This window comes from Streptomyces liliiviolaceus, from assembly GCF_018070025.1.
GTDB classification, from domain to species: Bacteria; Actinomycetota; Actinomycetes; order Streptomycetales; family Streptomycetaceae; genus Streptomyces; species Streptomyces liliiviolaceus.
This window is the reverse complement of sequence record NZ_JAGPYQ010000001.1, coordinates 4,688,147-4,710,178: the sequence shown is the minus strand read 5'-3', so window position 1 is coordinate 4,710,178 and position 22,032 is coordinate 4,688,147. Positions and strand designations below refer to the sequence as shown.

18 protein-coding genes and 2 pseudogenes are annotated in these 22,032 nt (G+C 69.2%); 14 read left to right on the top strand and 6 right to left on the bottom strand.

Features of this window, described 5'->3' with window-relative positions; translation table 11 throughout:
• Positions 1-320: 320 nt before the first annotated feature.
• A complete protein-coding gene (locus J8N05_RS20615; RefSeq protein WP_247706366.1) occupies positions 321-815 on the bottom strand; it encodes an ArsR/SmtB family transcription factor in 495 nt (164 codons plus the stop codon).
• 15 nt (positions 816-830) lie between these two features.
• Positions 831-2,393, bottom strand: coding sequence for an MFS transporter (locus tag J8N05_RS20610; protein WP_210884804.1), 1,563 nt, complete (start codon positions 2,391-2,393; stop codon positions 831-833).
• A gap of 847 nt (positions 2,394-3,240) precedes the next feature.
• Between J8N05_RS20610 and J8N05_RS20605 the strand changes: the two genes are divergently transcribed.
• From J8N05_RS20605 to J8N05_RS20565, 9 genes are all read left to right on the top strand, one after another.
• The gene (locus tag J8N05_RS20605) at positions 3,241-3,927 is read left to right on the top strand and encodes a glutamine amidotransferase-related protein (protein WP_247706365.1); all 687 of its coding nucleotides are present in this window, start codon (positions 3,241-3,243) and stop codon (positions 3,925-3,927) included.
• A 118-nt stretch (positions 3,928-4,045) separates the two neighbouring features.
• Positions 4,046-6,556, top strand: coding sequence for a molybdopterin-containing oxidoreductase family protein (locus J8N05_RS20600; protein WP_210884802.1), 2,511 nt, complete (start codon positions 4,046-4,048; stop codon positions 6,554-6,556).
• 43 nt (positions 6,557-6,599) lie between these two features.
• Positions 6,600-7,922, top strand: a complete 1,323-nt coding sequence (aroA, locus tag J8N05_RS20595) for a 3-phosphoshikimate 1-carboxyvinyltransferase (protein ID WP_210884801.1) — start codon at positions 6,600-6,602, stop codon at positions 7,920-7,922.
• Entirely contained in the window at positions 7,919-9,451 is a 1,533-nt protein-coding gene (gene gpmI, locus J8N05_RS20590; RefSeq protein WP_210884800.1) for a 2,3-bisphosphoglycerate-independent phosphoglycerate mutase, read from the top strand. Before aroA ends, gpmI begins: the two co-directional genes overlap by 4 nt.
• Positions 9,448-9,855 carry a hypothetical protein gene (locus tag J8N05_RS20585; protein ID WP_210884799.1) on the top strand — a complete coding sequence of 136 codons (408 nt, stop codon included), beginning with the start codon at positions 9,448-9,450 and terminating at the stop codon, positions 9,853-9,855. The genes gpmI and J8N05_RS20585 overlap by 4 nt, the downstream gene beginning before the upstream one ends.
• Before the next feature lie 187 nt (positions 9,856-10,042).
• On the top strand, positions 10,043-10,252 hold the full coding sequence (locus J8N05_RS20580) for a hypothetical protein (protein ID WP_210884798.1): 210 nt from the start codon (positions 10,043-10,045) through the stop codon (positions 10,250-10,252).
• An 85-nt stretch (positions 10,253-10,337) separates the two neighbouring features.
• Positions 10,338-11,213 (top strand): phosphate ABC transporter substrate-binding protein, encoded by an 876-nt coding sequence (locus J8N05_RS20575; RefSeq protein ID WP_210884797.1) that lies wholly within the window; start codon positions 10,338-10,340, stop codon positions 11,211-11,213.
• 3 nt (positions 11,214-11,216) lie between these two features.
• Complete coding sequence (pstC, locus tag J8N05_RS20570; RefSeq protein WP_210884796.1) at positions 11,217-13,025, top strand: phosphate ABC transporter permease subunit PstC; 1,809 nt, start codon at positions 11,217-11,219, stop codon at positions 13,023-13,025.
• Positions 13,013-13,705, top strand: a complete 693-nt coding sequence (locus J8N05_RS20565) for a phosphate ABC transporter ATP-binding protein (protein ID WP_199854891.1) — start codon at positions 13,013-13,015, stop codon at positions 13,703-13,705. Before pstC ends, J8N05_RS20565 begins: the two co-directional genes overlap by 13 nt.
• Before the next feature lie 118 nt (positions 13,706-13,823).
• Here the strand turns inward: J8N05_RS20565 and J8N05_RS20560 are convergent, their stop codons facing one another.
• Positions 13,824-14,231 (bottom strand): ArsR/SmtB family transcription factor, encoded by a 408-nt coding sequence (locus J8N05_RS20560; RefSeq protein WP_107019765.1) that lies wholly within the window; start codon positions 14,229-14,231, stop codon positions 13,824-13,826.
• Between the two features lie 118 nt (positions 14,232-14,349).
• Entirely contained in the window at positions 14,350-14,712 is a 363-nt protein-coding gene (locus tag J8N05_RS20555) for an ArsR/SmtB family transcription factor (RefSeq protein WP_107019764.1), read from the bottom strand.
• A 169-nt stretch (positions 14,713-14,881) separates the two neighbouring features.
• On the opposite strand from J8N05_RS20555, the gene J8N05_RS20550 reads away from it, so the two are divergent.
• The 4 genes and pseudogenes from J8N05_RS20550 to J8N05_RS20535 all read left to right on the top strand — a co-directional run bounded on the left by J8N05_RS20550 (position 14,882) and on the right by J8N05_RS20535 (position 19,477).
• Positions 14,882-16,267, top strand: coding sequence for an NAD(P)-binding domain-containing protein (locus tag J8N05_RS20550; protein ID WP_210884795.1), 1,386 nt, complete (start codon positions 14,882-14,884; stop codon positions 16,265-16,267).
• 85 nt (positions 16,268-16,352) lie between these two features.
• Complete coding sequence (locus J8N05_RS20545; protein WP_210884794.1) at positions 16,353-16,829, top strand: ArsI/CadI family heavy metal resistance metalloenzyme; 477 nt, start codon at positions 16,353-16,355, stop codon at positions 16,827-16,829.
• Positions 16,830-16,836: 7 nt separating this feature from the next.
• Positions 16,837-18,037 (top strand): annotated as a pseudogene (locus J8N05_RS20540) (MFS transporter).
• 783 nt (positions 18,038-18,820) lie between these two features.
• A complete protein-coding gene (locus tag J8N05_RS20535; RefSeq protein ID WP_210884793.1) occupies positions 18,821-19,477 on the top strand; it encodes an HNH endonuclease family protein in 657 nt (218 codons plus the stop codon).
• 6 nt (positions 19,478-19,483) lie between these two features.
• Here J8N05_RS20535 and J8N05_RS20530 read toward each other — a convergent pair whose 3' ends face one another.
• Both J8N05_RS20530 and J8N05_RS20525 read right to left on the bottom strand, forming a co-directional pair.
• Entirely contained in the window at positions 19,484-19,840 is a 357-nt protein-coding gene (locus J8N05_RS20530; protein WP_210884792.1) for a hypothetical protein, read from the bottom strand.
• A 214-nt stretch (positions 19,841-20,054) separates the two neighbouring features.
• A pseudogene (locus tag J8N05_RS20525) lies at positions 20,055-20,186 on the bottom strand (hypothetical protein); the annotation flags it as partial.
• A 1,133-nt stretch (positions 20,187-21,319) separates the two neighbouring features.
• Here J8N05_RS20525 and J8N05_RS20520 point away from each other — a divergent pair.
• On the top strand, positions 21,320-21,946 hold the full coding sequence (locus J8N05_RS20520; protein ID WP_247706363.1) for a GAF domain-containing protein: 627 nt from the start codon (positions 21,320-21,322) through the stop codon (positions 21,944-21,946).
• Positions 21,947-22,032: the final 86 nt, after the last annotated feature.

The window sequence follows — 22,032 nt, the reverse complement described above, 5'->3', positions numbered from 1 at the left end:
CCTCTGAAGTCGGGGTCACCGCCGCCAGGCGGTCCGCTAAAACAGAACCACCATGCACAGATCCTGCTCGTGCGCATACTGCGCGCCTACGCCGCCCAGGCAGACCGGCCCACCTGACACACACATCCGCCGACCAGTGCCCTACAAGCCTTCGCGCGGGTCCGCACCAAGTTGGAGCTGAGCTTCAACTGCGAGGAAGGCGTCGGCCCGTAGTAGGTGATGGCCGCCGTCGGGCTCGCGCTTGACCGCGAACGCGGTCACCCAAAAGAGTCCTGCCTCCGCGCGAGGGGCGGAGGCGGGACTCTGCGGGCAGGCGGCGGTCAGCCCTCGGTAGCGGCGGCCGGGGCGGAAGGCTCCAAACAGGCCGCCACCGTCTCCGGATCCAGAGCCGCCAAACTGGCGAACATGCGCAGCGGTTCCGCCAGTGCCGAGCAGCACATCACGTACTGGTTGCTGCGCCCCTGCGGGATCGCCTCCACCAGCTCCTGCTCGCGCAGCGGCGCCAGATGATGGCTGACCAGCGTCTGGCTCAGCCCGGTGGCCTCCTGCAACTCCTTGACCGTGCGCGGACGTTGCGCGATCAGCAGAATCAGCGTCAGTCGCGTTTCATCCGCCAGGGCGCGCAGTTTCGGAGCAAGCAACTGCGCACGCTCACGCTCACTGAGCCACTGACCGGGATCGCTGACCGCGACCCTCAGCTTTGATGGCCGGGCCATCACCACCTCCTTGTCACCCCCGCGCCCGTCGCTCGGGCCGGCACCGGCGGCGCGGGTGCTGTTGGAGGCGGGGCGAACTGCGTGTTCGATCCTACGCATGGCGGCCATGACCGACTACGAGCCGGTCCGGGCGTCGGCCTCGGGCTCCGCGGGCACGTCCGCGACCGGAGCCCCGTCCCCTTCCACTGTCTGCCCGCGGGGCAGGATGAACGCGGAGGCGACCGCTCCGACGGCTGCGACCGCGACAGCGACCGTCAACGTGCCGGTGAAGCCGTGCACAAAGGACTCCTGAGCGGCGGACAGCACCCGCTCGCCGGCCGCCCCGCCGATCTCTTGCGCGACGGCGGAGGCACCGGCGAGGGATTCGCGTACGGCGTCGCCCGCCTCTCCCGGCACCTGCGCGGCCTTGGGGAGGTCGTCGCGGTAGAGGGTGGCGATGATGCTGCCGCTGACCGCGATGCCCAGGGCGCCGCCGACCTGCATGCCCACGTCGGCGACAGCGGATCCCGCGCCCGCCTGGCGGGCCGCGGAGACGGCCAGGATGGCGTCCACGGCGGCGGGGAGGGCGATACCCATGCCGAGGCCGAACACGGCAAGACCCCACAGGGCCTGTGCTTCGTCGTCGATCTGCAGTCCGGCGAGAACGCCGAGCCCGACCGCGCACAGCGCCAGGCCGATCACCACGGTGTTCCTGAGGCCTGTGCGTTCGACGAGCTTGGCGGAGAGCGGAGCGCCGATCATCATGGTGCCGATCGCCAGCATCCGCAGACCGGCGCCGAGCGGGTCCAGTTCAAGGACCGACTGCAAGTACTGGGTGAGCAGGTACAGGCCGCTGTAGAGGCCGAAGGACGTGCAGGCGATGGCCAAGGCGCCGCCGCCGTAGCGGGCGTTGAGGAACAGGCCGATGTCGAGCATGGGGTGCTCGGTGCGCTTCTCCCACAGGACGAAACCGACCATGAGTGCGACGCCGGCGAGGAGCGAGCCGAGGGTCACGATGTCGCCCCACCCGTTGTGGGGGGCTTCTACCAGGCCGTACACGATGGCGACGAGCCCGGCGACCGAGAGCAGCGCGCCGACGAGGTCCAGGCCGGGGTGGCCGTCGGCCTTGGACTCGGGGATCAGTTTGAAGCCGCCGATGAGCGCGATGGCCGCCAGCGGCACGTTGATGAGGAACATCGAGCCCCACCAGAAGTGCTCCAGCAGCAGGCCGCTGACGACCGGGCCGAGCGGTACGCCGACCGCGGCGGCGCCCGACCAGATGCCGATGGCCTTGCCCTGTTCCTCCGGCGGGAAGACGTCCTTGATGATGGCCAGGGTGGCGGGCATCATCAAGGCTGCCGAGATGCCCATCGTGGCGCGGAAAGTGATGAGCAGTTCGGGGCTGGAGGCGAACGCGGCACCGAGGCTGGTCACTGCGAAGGCGGCCAGTCCGATGGCGAGCAGCTTCTTGCGGCCGAAGCGGTCCGACAGTCCTCCCGCCATCAGCAGCAGTCCGCCGAAGGCCAGTGCGTAGGAGTCGACGGTCCACTGCAACTGGCTGCTGCTGGCGTCCAGGTCCTTCTGGATGCTGGGCAGGGCCAGATTCAGGATCAGGGTGTCAAGCCCGATCAGAACCAGACTCAGACACAGGATGGCCAGAATCTGCCATCGGCGGGGATGTCCGGCAGGGCGGTTCACAAAGATCTCCTCAAGGAAGCAATCAGGCTGGGGGACGCCAACAGCGGCGGGTCCGGGGCGTGTTCGTGCGCGGGGCCGCCTGTGATGGGGCGCCGGAGGCCGGTCTCCACGGGGGATGAGGGCCGACCTCCGGCGGTCCACAGACTAACCAGCATCGAGTGGTATCAACAGTGAATGCTGTTGATAACGGCTTGCTTTGGATGCTCGTTTCAGCCATCTACCCGAGATCTCCACTCTGCGCCCGCATGTGGCTCGAAGTGGCATTGACCTGCGGAGACTTGAAGGAGGTCGGTCATGTCCGCGATGGCAACTCTTCGCGTCGACGTGGCGCGCCGCTGGCTGTGCAGGGGCTTCGGTGTGTGCTGTTACCGGCGATTGCTCCCTGATGGCCTGCGGAAACGTGCCTCGGAGTGGTGGTTCGTGAGCGGTGTTGAGCGGGGTTGGCGGAAAAAGACCGTCGGCTGAAAACCGGGTCTCGAATACTTTGACCGCCATCGATACATTGAGCGAGAAGCAGCACGGGGGCCTGTACGAGCGGGCCCGTCCTGGTGCCAGGGGGGCTGAAAGACGTTGCATGGACCCGACAGGCAGACGGTTGGCTCATTAATGTGCCCGGCCGTGCCGTAGGCGTATTGCGCGCTCCATTCACCCTTCAACCGCGCTGTGGCGGCACGGTTCCTGACACCACATCACATCCCCACCAGAACGCAGCGGTCGTGCGGTCGGCGCACTGCTCGCTGCGGTTTTACGAGGCTGGAACGGTCGCTGGCGACGGCTGTCCCACGCCTGGCCCGCAATCCTTGAAGGGAAAACGATGTCAGACTCTGCGCAGCCTCGCCTTGCCCTGGTGGGCGATCGTGGCAACCACGATGAGCCGTCTCACCCCAAGATCGATGCCATGCGCGAGCAGTGGGACGTATTCACAGAGTGGGTTCCGACGGTCGACATCCACGATGCCTCCCGGCTCGACGGGTTCGACGGCATCTGGGTCGTCCCCGGGGCGCCGTACTTCAACCAGAAGGGCGTGCACCTCGCCGTCCGCCACGCCCGTGAGAATGCGCTGCCTTTCCTCGGTACCTGCGGCGGGTTCTTCAGCGCCCTCATCGAGCACGCGCAGAACGTGCTGCACCTTCCCGAAGCGGAAGGCGTGGACGAGGACCCGGAGAAGCTCCTGCCCTTGGTCACCCCGCTGACATGCTCCTTCCGCGGCGAGAAGGCCCCCCTGACGGTCAAGGAGGACTCGCTGCTCGCCTCGATTTACGGCACGACCAACGTCGAGGAGGTCTTCCACTGCGAGTACGGGCTGACGGCCGACTTCATGGGCGCCGCCAGCCAGGGCTCCCTGCAGATCAGCGCCTGGGACAGCGACGGCGCGCCGCGCGCCCTGGAGATCACCGGCCACCCGTTCTTCATGGGCAGCCTTTTCCAGCCCGAACTGTCCTCCGCCCCCGGCGATGAGCACGTCATTCTGAAGACCTTCCTCAACGCGGTGCGAGTGTCGGCGAGCACGCCGTCGCCCCAGCACGCCCTCTGACGCAGCTTCGTTCGCTGCCCCTCAATTTCTGACACGGCCGTGCGCCCGGGTGCGCACGGCCGCGGGCACCGCCATGCCCGCCTTGTCCCCACACCAGGCGGAAGGATCACTCACGCGCATGAAGCACGACCAGCATGGGATCTCCCGAAGAGGATTTGTCCGGGGCAGCGTCGTCGGCAGTGCCGGCCTGGGTGCCCCTGTTCTGCTGCCGCTGGTGGCGGCCAGCGCCGCCGAGTCCGGCAGCCCCGACACCCCGGGCAGTGTTCCGGGCGCGAGTTTCACCGACCAGTCGGCGGCCCTGACCCCGGACCGGACGGTGGCCACGGCCTGCCAGTTCTGCAATTCCAACTGCCGCCTCAACGTCGACCTCAAGGCCGACCGGATCATCGCCGTCCGCGGCGAGGACGGCGACCCCGTCCAGAACGGCCAGGTCTGCGTCAAGGCCGAGATGATGCCGCAGCTGGTCTACAACAAGGAACGCCTCACCACCCCGTTACGTCGTGTCTCGGGCAAGAAGGGTGCGGCGAACTCCAAGTTCGAGGCCATCAGCTGGGACGAGGCCTACCGCACCATCGCCCGCAAGCTGCTGCACCTGCGCGACACCGGCCAGGTGCACACGATCGCCAACCGCACCACCGGCCGTATGCCGCGCGGCACCGGCTCTCTGGTGGGCCGCCTGTTCGCGATGCTGGGCAGTCCGAACAACACCGACGTCGGCCCGGTCTGCAACGACGCTGGCGGCAACGCGCTCGCGGCCACTTTCGGCCTGGGCAACTTCACCAACGGCTACGGCATCGACGGCGCCACGGGCAAGGACGACCTCGGCTCCGCCCGGCACTACCTGTTCCTGGGCACCAACCAGGCCGAGACCCACCCGGTGACGTTCGACTACCTGCTGCGCGAACGCAAGAAGACCAAGGCCACGCTGACCGTCGTCGACCCCCGCCTGACCCCGACCGGAGCAGCCGCGGACCGGTGGGTGGCGCCCAAGCCCCACACCGACCTGGCTTTGCTGCTCGGCATGCTGCACCACATCGTCGAACAGCGCCTGTACGACCAGGAGTTCATCGACCGGTGGGTGACCGGCTTCGGTGAGCTGCGGGCCCATCTGGCCAAGCACCAGTACACGCCCGCCTGGGCTGCGAAGGTCACCGGCCTGCCCGCCGCCACCATCACGGCCATGGCCGAGGAGTACGCGGGCGCCGAACCCGCCGCGATCTTCTGCAACGCTGGCATCTCGCACCAGCTCGGCGCCTTCGACACCTACCGGGTGCTCACGTTCCTCGCCGCGGTCACCGGCAATATCGGCAAGCCCGGTGGCGGCTGCAACTTCATGCACAACACCTGGCCCGGTGACCTGCATCTGCCGCCTCTGGAAGCCGAGACGCCCGAGCGCCGCGAAGCCCTGCCGGTCGGCCCGGACTACTTCGCCGAGTCCATCCTCACCGGCCAGCCCTATCAGCTGCGCGCCGTCATCACCCAGGGCAACCCGCTGGTGTCCTCGGCCAACACCACCAAGGTCCGCAAAGCCTTCGAACAGCTCGACTTCTACGTTTACACCGGCCTGTTCATGGAAGAGCCGGCCACCTACGCCGACATCATCCTGCCCGTCTGCAGCGGACTGGAGATGGAAGGCGTCTACATGCGCCGCGACGACCGCGCCATCCGCTGGCAGGACCAAGTCGTCGACCGAGTCGGCCAGTCCCGCCCCGACTACGAGATCTGGATCGGCCTAGCCCACGCGCTGGCCGACCTCGACACCCGCCGCCCGGCGAAGGAATGGCGCGAGGCGTTCCCCAAGCGGTGGATGGACTACAAGAACCTGTGGGCCGACTTCGTGAAGCACACGCCCGGCGCGGGCGGCATGACGCGCGAGCGCATGAGCAAGCGCACCGAGCCGCTGCGCTGGCCGTGCCCCACACCCGAGCACCTCGGCGTGAGCACCCTCTACCTCGACCACCCCAGCTGGTACGAGGCCGCGGAATCCCTTGACGCGGCGCATCGCGGGAAACGCTTCCTCACCCCCAGCGGCAAGGTCGAACTCACCACCCCCGCGCTGGAGAAGAGCCTGTCGACCGCCGGACACACCGCGCTGCCGATCTTCTACACCCACCCCGAGGTCACCGGCGCCCACCCCACCGTGGCCTACAGCAAGAAGCTGGTCACCAGCCCCATCAACCCGCAGGCCCTCACCCACCCGGTGCGACTGGGCGTGCCCGGCAACGGTGACGTGCACCGCACCTTCCCGCTGATGGGCATGACCGGACGGCCCAGCGTCGTGCACTTCGCCGAGATGACCCACTGGACCCCCACCGGCAAACAGCTCAACGGCATCCGCTTCATCCAGATCCACCCGAAGACGGCCCAGCGCGCAGGCATCGCCGACGGCGACGATGTACGGGTGGAGAGCCCGCGGGGCGCCGTGAGAGGCACCGCACTCTTCTGGGACGGCATCCGGCCCGACACCGTGTTCGTCCCCAACACCTTCGGCCCCGCCCAGAAGGTCGGCGACCTCTTCGACGACCCGCGCTATGAACCTGCCAACACGCTGCCCGACGACCAGTACTACGACAACCTCTCCGGCCAGCAGGCCTACAAATGCTTCGCCTGCCGCGTCGTCAAAGCCTGACCAGCCCCAAGGCCCGCATCCGCGCAATCCCACGGAGGACCGTATGAACGCGACACCCGACCCGCGCCTGAAGGCCGAAGAGGTATCCGTGCTGCCCCTGGCGGCCTTCGACGAACGCGTCAACGTCCTCGGCTCCAAGAGCTACACCAACCGCTACCTGGCCATCGCCTCCCTCTCGGGCCGCGAGACCGTCATCAAGGGCGCCCTGCTGTCCGACGACACCCTCTACTTCGCCCGCGCCATCGAGACGTTCGGCCACGTCACCTGCGCCGTCGACCACGCCACCGCCAGCATCCACGTCACCCCCACCGGCCGGCCCATGCGCGCCCCGAAGGACGACATCTTCGTCGGCGGCGCCGGCACCCCCCTGCGCTTCTTGATCTCCATGGCCGGCCACGCCCAGGGCACCACGATCATCACGGGCAACACCCGCATGCAGGAGCGGCCCATGGGCGACCTGCTGCAGGCGCTGCCGCCGCTCGGTGTGGACGCCACCGCGGTCCGCGGCAACGGCAGCCCGCCGATCCGCGTCGTGGGCGGCTCCTTCAAGGGCGGCGCCACCACCATCAACGGTCTCGTCTCCAGCCAGTTCACCTCCAGCCTGATCATCAACGCGCTGCGCGCCGAGAACGACACCCACATCACCATCGCGGACGAACTGGTCTCCAAGCCGTACGTCGAGATGACGCTGGCCGCCCTCAAGGAGATGGGTGTGCACGTCGGACGCGACGGCTACCGCACGTTCACCGTCGCGGCCGGCCAGCAGGCCCGCGGCGGCGAGGTCACCGTCGAGCCCGACGCCTCGGGCATGTCCTACTTCCTGGCCGCCGCCGCCATCCTGGGCAGCCGCGTCGTCATCCCCGGCATCGGCTCCGGCTCACACCAGGGCGACGTCCACCTGGTCGACGCCCTGGAGCGGATGGGCTGTCGTAGCCAGGTCACCGACGACGAGATCACCCTGACCGGCGGCCCGCTGCGCGCCATCGACATCGACATGGAGGCCATGCCCGACGTCGTACCGTCCCTGGCCGCCGTCGCCGCCTACGCCGAAGGCACCACCCGCATCACCAACATCGCCTCGCTGCGCGTCAAGGAGTGCGACCGCATCTCCGCCGTCACCACCGAACTGCGCAAGATGGGCATCGAGGTCGAGGAACTCCCCGACGCCATGTACATCACCGGCGGCACCCCGCACGGCGCGACCATCGACACCTACGACGACCACCGCATCGCCATGACCTTCGCCATCGCCGGCCTGCGCACCGAAGGCGTCGTCATCAAGGACCCGGGCTGCGTCGCAAAGTCCTTCCCCACCTTCTGGCAGACCCTCGACACCCTCCACCCCACCCTGGAGAGCACCAAGTGACCGCGCCGGACACCACGCCCGGCGACCCGGGCATCCTGCTGGTACTGGACGGTTGGGGCCACGCCCCGCCGGCCGCGGACAACGCTGTCGACGCCGCATCCACGCCTGTTCTGGACGAGCTGACCGGCCGCTACCCCTCCACCCAGGCCGACGCGTCCGGTGAGGCGGTGGGGCTGCTGCCGGGCACCGTCGGCAACTCCGAGATCGGCCACATGGTCATCGGAGCGGGACGGCCTCTGCCCTACGACAGCCTCCTGGTCCAGCAGCACATCGACTCCGGTGAGCTGCGGGAGAACCCGCGCCTGGTCTCCCTCCTGGACGCGCTCGCGGTCAGGGGAGGGGCGCTGCATCTGGTCGGCCTGTGCTCGGACGGGCAGATCCACGCGAACGTCGGGCATCTCAGCGAGCTGCTGGCCGCGGCCGCCGCCCGGCGGGTGCCCCGTGTGTGGATCCACGCGATCACCGACGGACGCGACGTGGCCGACGGCACCGCCGAGACCTACCTGACGCAGGTCACCGAACTGGCCGCAGCAGCCGGCACCGGAGCGATCGCCGGCGTCATCGGCCGCGGCTACGCCATGGACAAGGCCGGCAACCTCGACCTGACCGACAGGGCCGTCCACCTGGTGGCCGACGCGGAGGGCACCGAGGCGAACACCGCGGCCGAAGCCGCTGACGCCTCCGACCGCGGCGACGAGTGGGTGGACCCGAGCGTCCTGCGGGACGCACCGGGAGCGCGCATCGCCGACGGTGACGGCCTGGTGTGGTTCAACTTCCGCAGCGACCGCATCCAGCAGCTCGCCGACCGCCTGCTGGAGCACCTTGCGGCCACCGCGCGCACGGTGGACACCCTCAGCCTGGCCCAGTACGACACCCGCGCCGACATCCCCGCGCTGGTGCAGCGGGCGGACGCCTCCGGAGGTCTGGCCGACGAACTCACCGCCGCAGGCGTACGCAGCGTGCGCATCGCCGAGGCCGAGAAGTTCGAGCACGTCACCTACTACATCAACGGGCGTGACAGCACGGCACGCAGCGTCGAGGAACACGTCCGCATCACCGGCCCCGGCGCCCCCGACTACAAGGCCCGCCCGGAGATGAACCTCGACCAGGTCACGGACGCCGTCCTCGACGCCGCGGCCCGCCCTGAAGTCGACCTCGTCATCGCCAACCTCGCCAACATCGACGTCGTCGGCCACACCGGCGACTACGCGGCCACCGTCAAAGCCTGCGAACACACCGACGCCGCGGTGGCACGCATCGCCACAGCCGCCGCCGAGTCGGGCCGGTGGCTGCTGCTCGTGGGAGACCACGGCAACGCCGAGAAGATGACCAAGCAGGCACCGGACGGAACCAGCCGCCCCTACGGCGGGCACACCACCCACCCGGTGCCCCTCGTCGTGGTGCCCGCGAACAAGGAAGCCACTGCCACGCTGCCCCAGCGGGCAACGCTCGCCGACGTCGCCCCCACGGTCCTGCACCTGCTGGGACACAAGCCCGGATCCGCCATGACAGGAAGGCCCCTCCTATGAGTCCCCCCACCCCGACCGCCGCCACGGTACGCACCGAGGACGCGGTCCCCGCACTGCTCGCCTCGCTGCAGGCCACCCTCCAGGGCCCCACCGATCAGACGGGCTGTCCGCTGCCGCCCTCCATCGCGTCCGCCTTCGCGGACGACTCGACCGTGCGGCCGCTCGCCGCCGCAGGCGGCGTGTGGGCGGTCCTTCGGGAGTCGCCCGACCGCTCGTGCCAGGTGCTGTGCATGCACAACCCCTCCAGCGACGCCGTCTCGGCGAGCCTGCACGCTCTCCTGCCCGAGACCGCAGGCCAGCAGGCCCACTTCGTCCGCGGCGCCCTGCACACCACGCAGGAGACCGACGGACTCCACGTCCACCTGGCCGCGTTCGGCCACGCCTGGATCACCTTCACCCGCTGAGGAGGAGCACTCCGTCACCGCGGTGCCGACGGCCCTGAGCCGAAGGCACCACAGCCATGACGACGCACAGCGCCGTCCCTACTGCACCGCTACAGATCCGTCTGCAGCCTGCGCAGGCAGCCGCCCTCTGGGGTTCGTGCCGCCCGCGTAATCCCTTCAGGGCACCGCCATTCCCTAAGGATCTGACATGTTCATACGTACGTCCTTCGTGGTGCCTGCTCCAGCCGGTGCCCACGTTCCGCTGCCCACACCCCGACTCCTGCCCCGCCCGCCCGGCCGCCTCGCCTCGCTCCACACGAGCGAGATGAACACCAGCCACAGCGCGGACGGCACAGGTGTGCACCTGTCGTCGCAGAGCTACGTCAGGCCGGTTTCCCTCCAGCCGTCACCTCAGTGACCGCCGCAGAGGGGACCGAGAAATGTCGCACACCCATGCCCACATCCACGCCGCGGTATCCCATGAAGACAGAAAGGCCCCACTGGTGTTCAGCACGAAGCGTCGCCTCGCCCACCTCGCCTCAACCGCTCTGGTCCTCGCGTCCCTTGCCACGGCCTGCGCCGACGGAAAAGCGGGAGGATCAGGTGCTCTGCAGGTCAGCGGCTCCACCACGGTAGCCCCCGTGGCCGCGGACGCCGCTGAGGCCCTCAAGGCCGACGGACTCGACATCACCGTCGCCACCCAGGGCGGTTCCGCCGGCGGCATCTCCCAGCTCGCCGCAGGCCAGATCAAGATCGCGATGAGCTCGAAGCCCCTCGCGGACGAGGACAAGGCCGCCAGCCCCGACACCGACTTCCAATCCACCCAGATCGGTTCGGACGCCGTCGGCATCATCGTCACCAAGAAGGTCGCCGACGCCGGCGTCAAGAACCTCACCGTGGATCAGGTACGGGACCTGTTCGAAGGCAAGATCACCAACTGGTCCGTAGTCGGCGGACCCGATCTCAAGGTCTTCGTCTACGACAAGGAGCCAGGCCGCGGGACCCGCGAGGTGCTCGACAAGTACATCTACGGCGACAAGAAGGCCCCCGCGCCGCCGGAGTCGGACAACTTCGCGATCGTGGGCGGCAACCTCGAAACCCGCAACAAGCTGAAGTCGACCCCCGGCTCGGTGGCCCCGCTGTCCACCAGCTTCGTCGAGGGGCACAAGGACCTGGCCGTGGTCACCCTGGACGGCATCGCCGCGTCACCCGAGAACATCGCCTCCGGCAAGTACCCCATGTCCCGGCCGCTGTACTTCATCACGGACGGCAAGCCGGAGGGGACGGCCAAGAAGTTCATCGACTACGTCCTGACCACCAAGGGCCAGAAGCTGATGACCAAGCACGGCTATCTGACGCTCAAGGAAATCGGTAAGTAGCCGATGACCACCACACTGGCGCGCGATGCCGCGCCACCTGACGCAGCAATACGGCCACGCCCCTCGAAATGGGTTTGGAGCTGGACGGGTGCCGGGGTGTTCGCCGTGGCAGCCCTCCTCCTCGTGGTCGTGGGCTATCTCGTCGCGGGGATCAGCAGCGGCTCGGTCGACTGGACGGCCCTGCTGACCGACGCTTCCTGGAGCCCTCCCAACGCCGCCTACGGCGGCCTCGCCATGATCTACGGCACGGCCGTCGTCTGCGCCCTCGCTCTGATCCTGGCCGTACCCGTCAGCTGGGGAGCGGCCCTTGCCCTGTCGGAGTACCTGCCGCCCCGCGTGGCCCGGCCGCTGCGCATGTGCGTGGAGCTGCTCGCCGCCGTACCGTCCATCGTCTACGGCCTGATCGGCATCATGGTCATCCGGCCCGTCGTTGCCTGGATCGGGGACGTACCCGGCGGGGACAGTCTCCTGGCTGCCGGGATCGTCCTCGCTGTCATGATCACGCCGACGATCGTGGCGGTGAGCGTCGACGCGCTCACCGCGGTGCCCGACCGCTACCGGGAGGCCGCCTTCTCGCTGGGCCTGACCCGCCGCGAGGTCATCCGCTCCGCGGTGCTGCCGCTCGCCCGGCCCGGCATGCGCTCCGCCGTCCTGCTCGGCCTGGCCCGCGCGCTCGGCGAAGCCATCGCCGTGTTCCTGGTGGTGGGCCGGGCCGACGGACGACTGCCCACCAGTTTCGACGGGTTCCTCCACTCGCTGGTGCATCCGGGGCAGACACTGACGACGAAACTGGCCGGCCCCGAACCGGTGCTGGCCGGCACATCCGGCCCTTACTTCGCCGCGCTGTGCGGACTGGGCCTCGTCCTCCTGGCGTTCGTGGCCGCGGCCACCATCTGGGGCACCCGAGGCCAAAAACGCGGTACCTCGGACAAGCGAGCCCCTGCCTTCCGCGGCGCGCCCCGGATGCGCGTTGAGCGCGACCGGCTCGCCATGGGACTGCGTCTGGGCGCACTGCTGCTGCCCACCGCGCTTCTCCTCGGCATGCTCGCCCTCCTGGTGACGCGGGGAAGCTCCGCGTTCAACCCGTCCTTCTGGTTCACCTCGGCCACGGGCGCCGCGGGCGGAGGCGTACGCGACCAGATCGTCGGCACCCTGCTGCTCATCGGCACCACAGGTCTGATCGCGCTCCCGCTCGGCTTCGGCGCGGGCATCCTGATCGGCGTTCACGCATCCGAACGGGTCGCACGGCTGTTGCAGACCTTGACGATCGTGCTGGGCGGAGCGCCGACCATCCTGTTGGGGCTGGCCGGGTTCGTCATCCTGTCCAGCATTATGGGATGGGGCAGATCCTGGCTGGCGGGAGCCATCGTGCTCGTGCCGGTCGTCATCCCGGTGATTGCCCTGGCCACCTCAGCGCGCGTGCGGAGCATGCCACCGGAACTGACCGAGAGTGCACTGTCGTTGGGGCTGACGCGCGCTCAGTTCATCCGCTCGGTCGTCGTCCCCTATGCCTGGCCCGCCACGCTCACCGGCCTGCTCCTCGGCCTGGCCCGCGCAGCGGGAGAAACCGCGCCGCTGCTGTTCACGGCGACCGTCTTCTTCGGGGCTCCCGCCTTCCCGAGCGGCGTCGTGGAATCGCCGGTCCAGGCGCTGCCCACGCACATCTTCACCCTCTCCCAGGACTCGGGCGACCCTCAGGCAGTTACCCAGGCCTGGGGGAGCGCCATGGTCCTTGTACTGATCACCGCAGTACTTCTCAGCGCGGCGGTCGCGCTGCGCAACCGCTTCGAAGGAGAGCGATGGACAACGTAATCGCCGTGCGTCAACTGCGCGTGCTCAGCCGCGACAAGACCCTGGTCGGGCCGGTCTCCTTCAGTCTGGAGCGTGGTTCCACCACCGGGCTGTGCGGGCCGTCGGGCGCCGGGAAATCCACCGTCCTGCGTGCTCTGGTGGACCTCCTCCCGACCGGCCTCACCCGGGATGGCGACCTGCAGGTGCTGGAGCGGCCGATCGCGCCCGGCAAGGGAGACGCCGACCTCAGAGCAAAGATCGTCCTCGTACCCCAGACACCGGTCGTCTTCGGCGGCAGCATCCTCGACAACGCCCTGTTCGGGCTGCGGCACATCCTGCGGGCCCCGCGGGAAGTGCTGAAGGAGCGAGCGGAACAGGCCCTGCGCGAGGCTGGGTTGTGGAAGGAGGTCTCCGACAGGCTCGACTCGCCGGCGCAGAACCTGTCCGCGGGGCAACGGCAGCGCCTGTGCCTGGCCCGGGCGCTGGCCCTGGAACCGGAGTGCCTGCTTCTGGACGAGCCGACCAGCGCACTCGACGAACAGAGCCGCGATACGGTCGAGCAGTCGATCGCGGCACTGCGCGGCAGCCGGACGGTCCTTCTCGTTTCCCACGACCCGGCGCAGGTCGAGCGCTTGTGCGACACCACGGTCCACCTGGACCAGCCGGCGACCGTATCCCCGGCCGCCGCCGCAGTCTCCTGATGATAGCGCTCACCATCGAGCCCTCGTAGGAGCAGCCGTACCGGACTGATCAGCGGGCCCTGAGCAGGCAAGGCTCAGGGCCCGCAACCGTTTCCGGCCCGGCGCCGCCGCTTCACCCTCAGGGCGGCAACGGGCTGGAGTCTTCCACCAGGGGCGCCCTGGCTGCCTCGGGCGCCGACGGCATCGTGGGTGCCTCGGCCTGGTCGCGCTGAAGGATCTGCATCAGCGCCGAACGGACCCCGGCGCCCATGCGGTAGTAGACGATGCGCCCTTCCCGCCTGTTCTCCACGAGCCCCATGCACCGCAGCCGCTTGAGGTGATGACTCACGGTGGACTGAGCCACTCCCACATCGCAGATGTCGTGCGCCGCGACCTCCGCTCCCTGCCGTGCCGCCAGATGGACCAGCAGTTGCAGGCGTACCGGATCGCCCAGTGTCTTGAAGACGCCGGCCCACCAGACCGCATCCGCCGCGCTCAGCTGGAAGCACTCCGCGTTCTCGGCAGGCTCCGCGGCCTCACGGGACATCTCTTCTCCTCACCCCAGCGTCGTCCGGCTGGGAATGCGAGTGGACGGGCACGGCCGGTCCGGGGCGGCTCAGCCCTCAACCCACCGGAGTGCGCCGCCACTCGGCGACCGGCTCAGCTCACGCCGCTGCTGACAACAGACCCGCCATGCCGGCAAGCACGCCCGGGGCCACCCGGTAGTACACCCAGCTGGCCCGCCGGTCGGAGACCAGAAGACCCGCTTCACGGAGTTTGCGCAGGTGGTGGCTGACCGTGGGCTGGGAAACGCCGACGTCCTGGATGTCACAGACGCACGCCTCACCGCCGGGCTGCGCGGCGATTCGGGAGAACAGCCTCAGACGGACCGGGTCCGAAAGGGCCTTGAACATGCTCGCGATCCTCTCCGCGTCGGGCGCGGAGAGCTCTTCCTGCCCCAGCGGCTGGCAGCAAGCCAGAGACGTCGTGGCGTCCGGAGCACCGGAGACAGAGACTAACTTCGACATGCCTCTATGTTGACACTCATCTAATCACCTGCCAAGAGTCGAAGGGGATTGGATCTGCCCGAACGGGCGAGGTTATTTCGATGAACCTCTATGTTGACGCACATCGAACCCGGGTGCATCCTGATGACCAGAGGACATCGACAAACATCGAAACCGAGGAGAGCCCGTCGTGACTGCGCCCGCTGCCCAGGATCTGCCCGTTGTCGTCATCGGAGCCGGCCCCATCGGCCTGGCCGCCGCCGCCCACCTCCTGGAGCGGCAGCTGACACCCCTGGTCCTGGAGGCCGGACCGGTAGCCGCCAGCGCAGTACGCGACTGGTCCCACGTCCGGCTCTTCTCGACCTGGAGCGAGCTCACCGACCCCGCCGCCGAGAAGCTGCTCGCCCCCACCGGCTGGAGCCGCCCCCACGCGACGACCTACCCCACCGGCGGCGACTGGGCCGAACGCTACCTCCAGCCCCTCGCCGACACCCTCGGCGACCGCATCCGCTACGGCGCCACCGTCACCGGCATCTCCCGCGCCGGACGCGACCGCATCGTCGACGCCGACCGAGACAGCCAGCCCCTCGTCGTCCACCTCACCACCGCCGACGGCCGCGAGGAACGCCTCCTCACCCGCGCGATCATCGACGCCTCCGGCACCTGGACCACCCCGAGCCCAGCCGGCGCCAGCGGCCTGCCCGCACTCGGCGAGAACGCGGCGGCCGACCGCATCACCTACCGCGTCCCCGACCTCAACGACCCGTCCGTACGGTCGCGTTACGCAGGAAAGCGCACCGCGGTCATCGGCTCCGGAGCCTCCGCCTTCACGGCGCTCGCAACCCTCGCGGACCTGGCCCAGAACGAACCGGGCACGCACGCCGTGTGGATCCTGCGCCGCGGCATCAGCGGCTCCACCTTCGGCGGCGGCGAAGCCGACCAGCTCCCCGCCCGCGGAGCCCTCGGCCTGGCCGCCAAGGCAGCCGTCGACAACGGCCACGCCGACGCCGTCACCGGCTTTCGCACCGAGACGATCGAACGAGACGAAGACGGCCGCCTGATCCTCATCGCAGAGGACGGCCGACACCTCGACGCGGTCGACGAGGCCATCGTCCTCACCGGCTTCCGCCCCGACCTGACCTTCCTGTCCGAGATCCGCCTCGGCCTCGACGAACGCCTCCAGGCCCCGACCGCGCTGGCCCCGCTCATCGACCCCAACGTCCACTCCTGCGGCACGGTCTACCCGCACGGCGTCAACGAGCTCTCCCACCCGGAGAAGGACGTCTACCTCGTCGGCATGAAGTCCTACGGCCGCGCCCCCACCTTCCTCGCGATGACCGGATACGAGCAGGTCCGCTCCATCACCGCATCCCTCGCCGGAGACCAGGAAGCAGCCGAGCGCGTCGAACTGACCCTGCCCGAGACGGGAGTCTGCGGCGGCGCAGGACTCTTCGACGAGGCGGCTGCCGAGGAGAGCAGCGGCGGATGCTGTGCCCCCGCGCCCGCCCTGGTCCAGATCGGATCCGCCACGTCCGCCCTCCAGATCGGCAGGCCCGAGGCATCCGGCGGCTGCTGACCACCGGCTGTCGCCCGGCCCTGCACCATCGCGCCTCGGCCAAAGCCCGGCCGGACGCGTCCTTCCTACGCCAGGAGGAAAGATCATGTCCCGTGTACAGCTCGCCCTGCGCGTCCCCGATCTCGAAGCCTCGATCGCCTTCTACAGCAAACTGTTCGGCACCGAGCCCGCCAAACTCCGCGACGGCTACGCCAACTTCGCCATCGCCGAGCCCCCGCTCAAGCTCGTCCTCATCGAAGGCACGGCGGGCGAGGACACGCGCATGGACCACCTCGGAGTCGAAGTCGACACCACCGAAGCCGTCCACGCCGCCACCACCCGTCTCAGCGCAGAAGGCCTGATCACCGACGAAGAGAACGACACCACCTGCTGCTATGCACTCCAGGACAAGGTCTGGGTCCATGGCCCCGGCCAGGAACCCTGGGAGGTGTACGTCGTGAAGGCCGACGCAGACTCCCTCGCCAAGCAGCAAGGCAGCAGCTGCTGCACCTCAGGCACAGCCACTTCCGACACGGATGCCAACGCGGGCGAACCTGTCGCCGCCGGTGGCGGCTGCTGCTGATCTGCTGATGACCCACCTGCACACCGACGAGGCCGCGACCGGCACGCCAACGAGCCGCTCGCGGCTCCGCGCCGCACTGCCCGCACTCTGCGCCACCCAGATCACCAGCTGGGGCATCGTCTACTACGCCTTCCCCGTTCTGCTCCCGCACCTGACAGCGGACACCGGATGGACGGCGAGCGCCGCCACCGTGGCATTCTCCGCGGCCCTCCTGGTCTCGGCTGCCACCGGCATCCCCATCGGCCGCATCCTCGACCGCCGCGGCCCCCGCACCGTCATGACAACCGGCTCAGTGCTCGCGGTCACGGCCATCCTGACCATCGCCGCAGCCCCGAACTTTTATGTTGCACGGCCGGATGGCTCCTGGCCGGTTTCGCCATGGCTGCCACCTTCTACCAGCCCGCCTCCGCTGCCGTCACCCGCTGGTGGGGACCCGACCGCGTACGCGCCCTGACCATCGTCACCCTCGCCGGCGGACTCGCCAGCACGATCTTCGCCCCGCTCACCGCCCTGCTCGCGGACCACCTCGGCTGGCGCGCCACCTACGTCGTGCTCGCGGTCATCCTCGCGGCCGTGACGATCCCCGCGCACGCCCTGGCCCTACGAGCCCCCTGGCCACCGGCCCCATCATCCGCACCGACACCCAACCGCACACCGATCGCCCGCAGCCGCCCTTCCTGCTCCTGGTCCCGGCCTTCACCTCTTCCGGCTTCGCCATGTACGCCGTCGTCTTCGGCATGGTCCCGATGATGATCGAACGAGGCGCCGGCCCCTCAACAGCCGCCTGGGCACTGGGCCTCGGGGGAGCCGGCCAAGCGCTGGGCCGCACCCTCTACGCCACCCTGACCCGCACCACCAGCGTCACCACCCGCACCGCGGTCCTGTTCACCGCGGGCGGCGCCACCACGACGGCCCTTGCCCTCATCCCCGGCCCGATCTCGCTGCTGATCCTGCTCGCCGTCCTCGCCGGAGTCGTACGCGGCAACCTCACGCTCCTCCAGGCAACCGCCGTCAGCGACCGCTGGGGAACAACGAACTACGGCCGCCTGTCCGGACTCCTGATCGCACCGGCCACTGTGGCTGCGGCGCTCGCGCTTTGGGCGGGAGCAGCATCGGCAGGACAAATGGGCGGCTACGACGGGCTGTTCCTCGTGCTTGCCGCTGGTTCTGCTCTGGCGGCGGTACTGGCTCTGCCTCGGGTCGGTTGACGTTGAAGTAGCGGCTAAGAACCCCCAAGAGACTGCGTTTTCTGCAGGACAGCCGGACCTTCGCTGCCCGCGCCCGCGGGGATCTTCCGATGTAGGGCCAGACGGGCTGGGCATCAGCGGTGTCGGCCCCGCGCCCGCGGGGGATCCTCCGGACTGGATCCTCTTCGTCCCCTCCGGCTGTGCGTCGACCCCGCGGCCCGGTGTTGAATGGTGCATTGCCCCCTGGTCTGAGTCCCGATGGGCGAGTGCGCTGGCCGGTTATGCGAGCAAAGCTTCCGGGCGTCGACGCGGGCTGGCGCCAAGCAAGGCGAATCTGTTCCTAGAGCCGGGTGGTGAGCCTCGGCAGGTCCCCGCGCACCTTGTGCGTGCTGAGCGGGGAGCGTGCCGTGAAGGCTGGCCGGCTCGCGGCCCGAATCCGCGGCGAGGCGCATCGGCGCAGAATTCACTGATCTTCGGCGAGAGTCCGTCTCCGGCGGTGCAGGGGGCGGCCGTTCGCTCGTCATCGCCGGCACGTCTGACAGCGACTGGATCAACTCTTTTCGGCCGGGATCTATGCCTGTGGCCGGTTTGTGGTGCAGTCTGTCGGTCCGGGCCCCGCCAAACCCCCAGGTGGACGCCCTGTCGCAGGGTCCTGCCGTCCCGTCGGCGGCAGGACCCGCCGCCTCCCGGCTCCCCACGGGAGGCCATGCGGCTGCGCGGGCGCCGATATGACTGTTGCGGCGGCCGGGTGCCGCAGGCCGCGTTCGGGGCCGGGGCCGGCTGTGGGCCAGATATCAACGCAGCATGTTCAAGACTCTGTCGCGTGGCCTGCTGGCCGCCGCTTTCCTCGCCCTGCCCCTTGCGGCCCCGGCTGCTGCCGCGCAGCATGCCGCGCCGCTCCCGCTCGCCGAAGCTGTCGACCTGTTGCCGTCCGGCGTCGAGTCCCGGGATGGCTACCAGCGCACCTCGTTCAAGCACTGGGTGGATGCCGACCGGGACGGCTGCTCCACCCGGATGGAAGTACTGATCGCCGAATCGCGTACCGAGCCGACCGTCGAGGCTGGCTGCAAGGTGACAGCGGGGATGTGGTTCTCCTACTACGACGGCGTCACCCTGACCGCGCCGGGCGGCCTGGACATCGACCACATGGTGCCGCTGGCCGAAGCCTGGGACTCCGGGGCCTCCGCCTGGACCGCGGCCCGTCGGGAGGCCTACGCCAACGACCTCGATGCCGAGAGGTCCCTCGTCGCAGTCACCGCCCGCACCAACCGCTCGAAGTCCGACCAGGACCCGGCCGACTGGACACCGCCCCTCGCCGACGCGCGCTGCACCTACACCGCGGACTGGGTGGCGACGAAGCTGCGCTGGCAGCTGGCCGTCGATGACCGTGAGCGCGGCGCTCTGACCGAACTCGCGGCGGGCTGCGGGCAGGAGACGGTCGACTACGAGCCGGCGCCGTAGCGAGGGTTACTGCTTCTCAGACTTCAGGAACGCAGCCACGATCACCTCGAACAAGGTGACATTCTTAATCGACAGGCACAGGTCGAGCGCAACTTCCCGTGGGCTCCTCTTCTTTGGGCCGCTGGCACGTTTGAGGATGTCGGCCGCACGGAGCAGGTCCTTGTGCTGGCACAGCAGTTTGTCGGCGAGGTTCTTCCAAGGGCCGGCGGGGGGTCTGTGCTTCCCCGTCGCAATGGCGGTTATGGCGCTCTCTGACAGGCTGGTGTCCTTGGTGAGCCTGGTCCGGCCGTCTTGGGGGGCGAGACTGTAGCCTTGCGTTTTCGCCCGTCGGCTGACGAAGTCTTTGAAGTCTCGCGGATGCATGGGTTGTTGGTGCCTTACCGGCATGGTCGTCTGGCCCTCTGCGGGTCCGGCGCGGACGGTCTCCCGCACCCGCACCTCATCGCAGCATCACGGCCGCCTGATCCCCCGGATACGCGCGACGGTCCGTCATGCCCCGGGCACACGACCGTCCGGGGCGGCTCAGGCGCGCATCCCACCGTGCTGGGGCGCGATGTGCCCTCTGGGGTTCACGGCGTCATGTCAGGGGGTTTTGGTAGTCGATGGCCGATGCTCCCAGGACGTTGAGGAGGGCCAGCGCTTCAGCGCTCGGGGACCCGTGTGGGGCGCTGTAGAGCACCAGGTGCTGGTCGCGTTCGGTGAGGGCCAACCTCACCTCCTCGTATGGAGGCACCCGTCCCTACCACCGTGCCCGGACCACCGTGCAGGTGGAAGAGGCCTGTCCAGCCAACTTTCGACTGTCCGCACCGCAGGGTCCGCCGTGCGAACAGCGTGATGGGCCGCTCACCGGCGCGCGGGGCGAGCGCCATCCCCTTACTCCAGAGGAAGGCGGCCGTCACTGCCTGCAGTGCCGTCTCAACCTCCAGACGATCCCCATGACGCTGCGCCAGATCTTGGTCGGGAGCGTCGAGGCATGCGGCCGACCAGGGCGGGTCTGAGGCCCGAGACTGCACATGACGAAGGCCGGGTGGGGTGAGGGCCCAACGCCATGACGGGAGCTGGGCCCTCGGAGACTGCGCACCCGCTGTGAAGAAGCGGGTGCGTGCTACCTCGTCAACGACGGCGACCGAGGGAGGACACGCTGTTCAACGGCTGAGGGGTGGGAGTGCGGGGCCGGCCCTGCACCGACGGACACGGGCCCACTCCGGACTTCCCGGCCTTCTGCGGGCCGCGTGGCGCCAGCTTCTGCTCCTGCGGTGGTTCAGTTGGGCGGTATCCGCTTCCCGGTCTTCGTGTACACGGCCATGGTGGATGGCAGTGCCGCTGCGGCGGGACAGGTTCTTCTAGCGCGGGGTTGCAGCGCGACGGCGTCCCGGAGGCTTGGTGAAGCTCCGGGACGCCGTGGTGGTGTGGCCATCGTGTGCCGGTGAGTTTCACGGCACGGGCCCGGTGGGGATGGTGGTCAGCGGCGGTGGTGACTGCCGCCGCCGTGACCGTCGCTGTGGCCGCGGCCCCAGGACCCGCGGTCGATGCGGCGGTCGTGGTCGCCACCGGCGCCGCGATCGGTTCTCTGGTCCGGGCCGCGGACTCCTTCACCGCCTCGGCCTCCGACGGCTCACTCACCGGTTCCTCCTGCCGCGCTGCGCGGCCCCTCGGTCCCCGGCAGTGTCAGGCTGGGGGGAGTACCGGCCGAGAACTCTGTCCGATGCCTGTGAGTGCTCACTGTGCGCGATTCCTCCCGGGCCTGACGGGGTAACGGCTACGGTCGGTGTACCGCTTGCGGGCTGCGGGTCACGCTGTGGCCCGGCCGCAGACGGAAGATGGGGGCGAAGGGCGTGCGCCGTGCCTGAACTGCCGTACGAGGAGCGGGTTGCTGCGGCATTCGTCGAGCTCGCCGACACCCTGGTGCGGGATCTTGGTGTGTCCGGTCTTCTGTACGTGCTGGCCGCGCACTGTGTGGATCTGCTGGATGTGGCGGCGGCCGGAGTGCTGCTGGGGATGCCTCAGGGGCGCGGTGTGGAGGTCGGTGCCTCCGACGAGTGCACTCAGGCGCTGGTGCGGCTCGGTGTGGAACAAGACGAGGGGCCCTGCCGGGACTGCTGCCAGGCCCGTGCGCCGGTGGCCGAGGTTCGCCTGGACGACGGCGTGGCCGACCGGTGCTGGCCCCGCTTCGCGCCGGCCGCTCGCCGACTTGGATTCACGTCGGTGGCCGCGGTCCCCCTGCGCCGGCAGGATCATGCCGTCGGTGCGCTGGTCCTCTTCCGCAGTGGGCCGGGGACTTTGGACGGCGGCGGGCTGCGGCTGGCTCAGGCGCTGGCGGACGTCGCGACGATCGGTGTCCTGCAGCAGCGCACCGTCCATGAACTGATCACCCTGGTCGCTCAGCTCCAGCACGCTCTGGATTCCAGAGTCGTCATCGAACAGGCCAAGGGCTGCCTTGCTCAGCGCCATGACACGACCCTGGACTAGGCGTTCACCAGGATACGTGCTTATGCCCGCAGACACAGGGCCAAACTCACCGACGTGGCCCGCCAGGTCGTGGACGGCATGGCCGC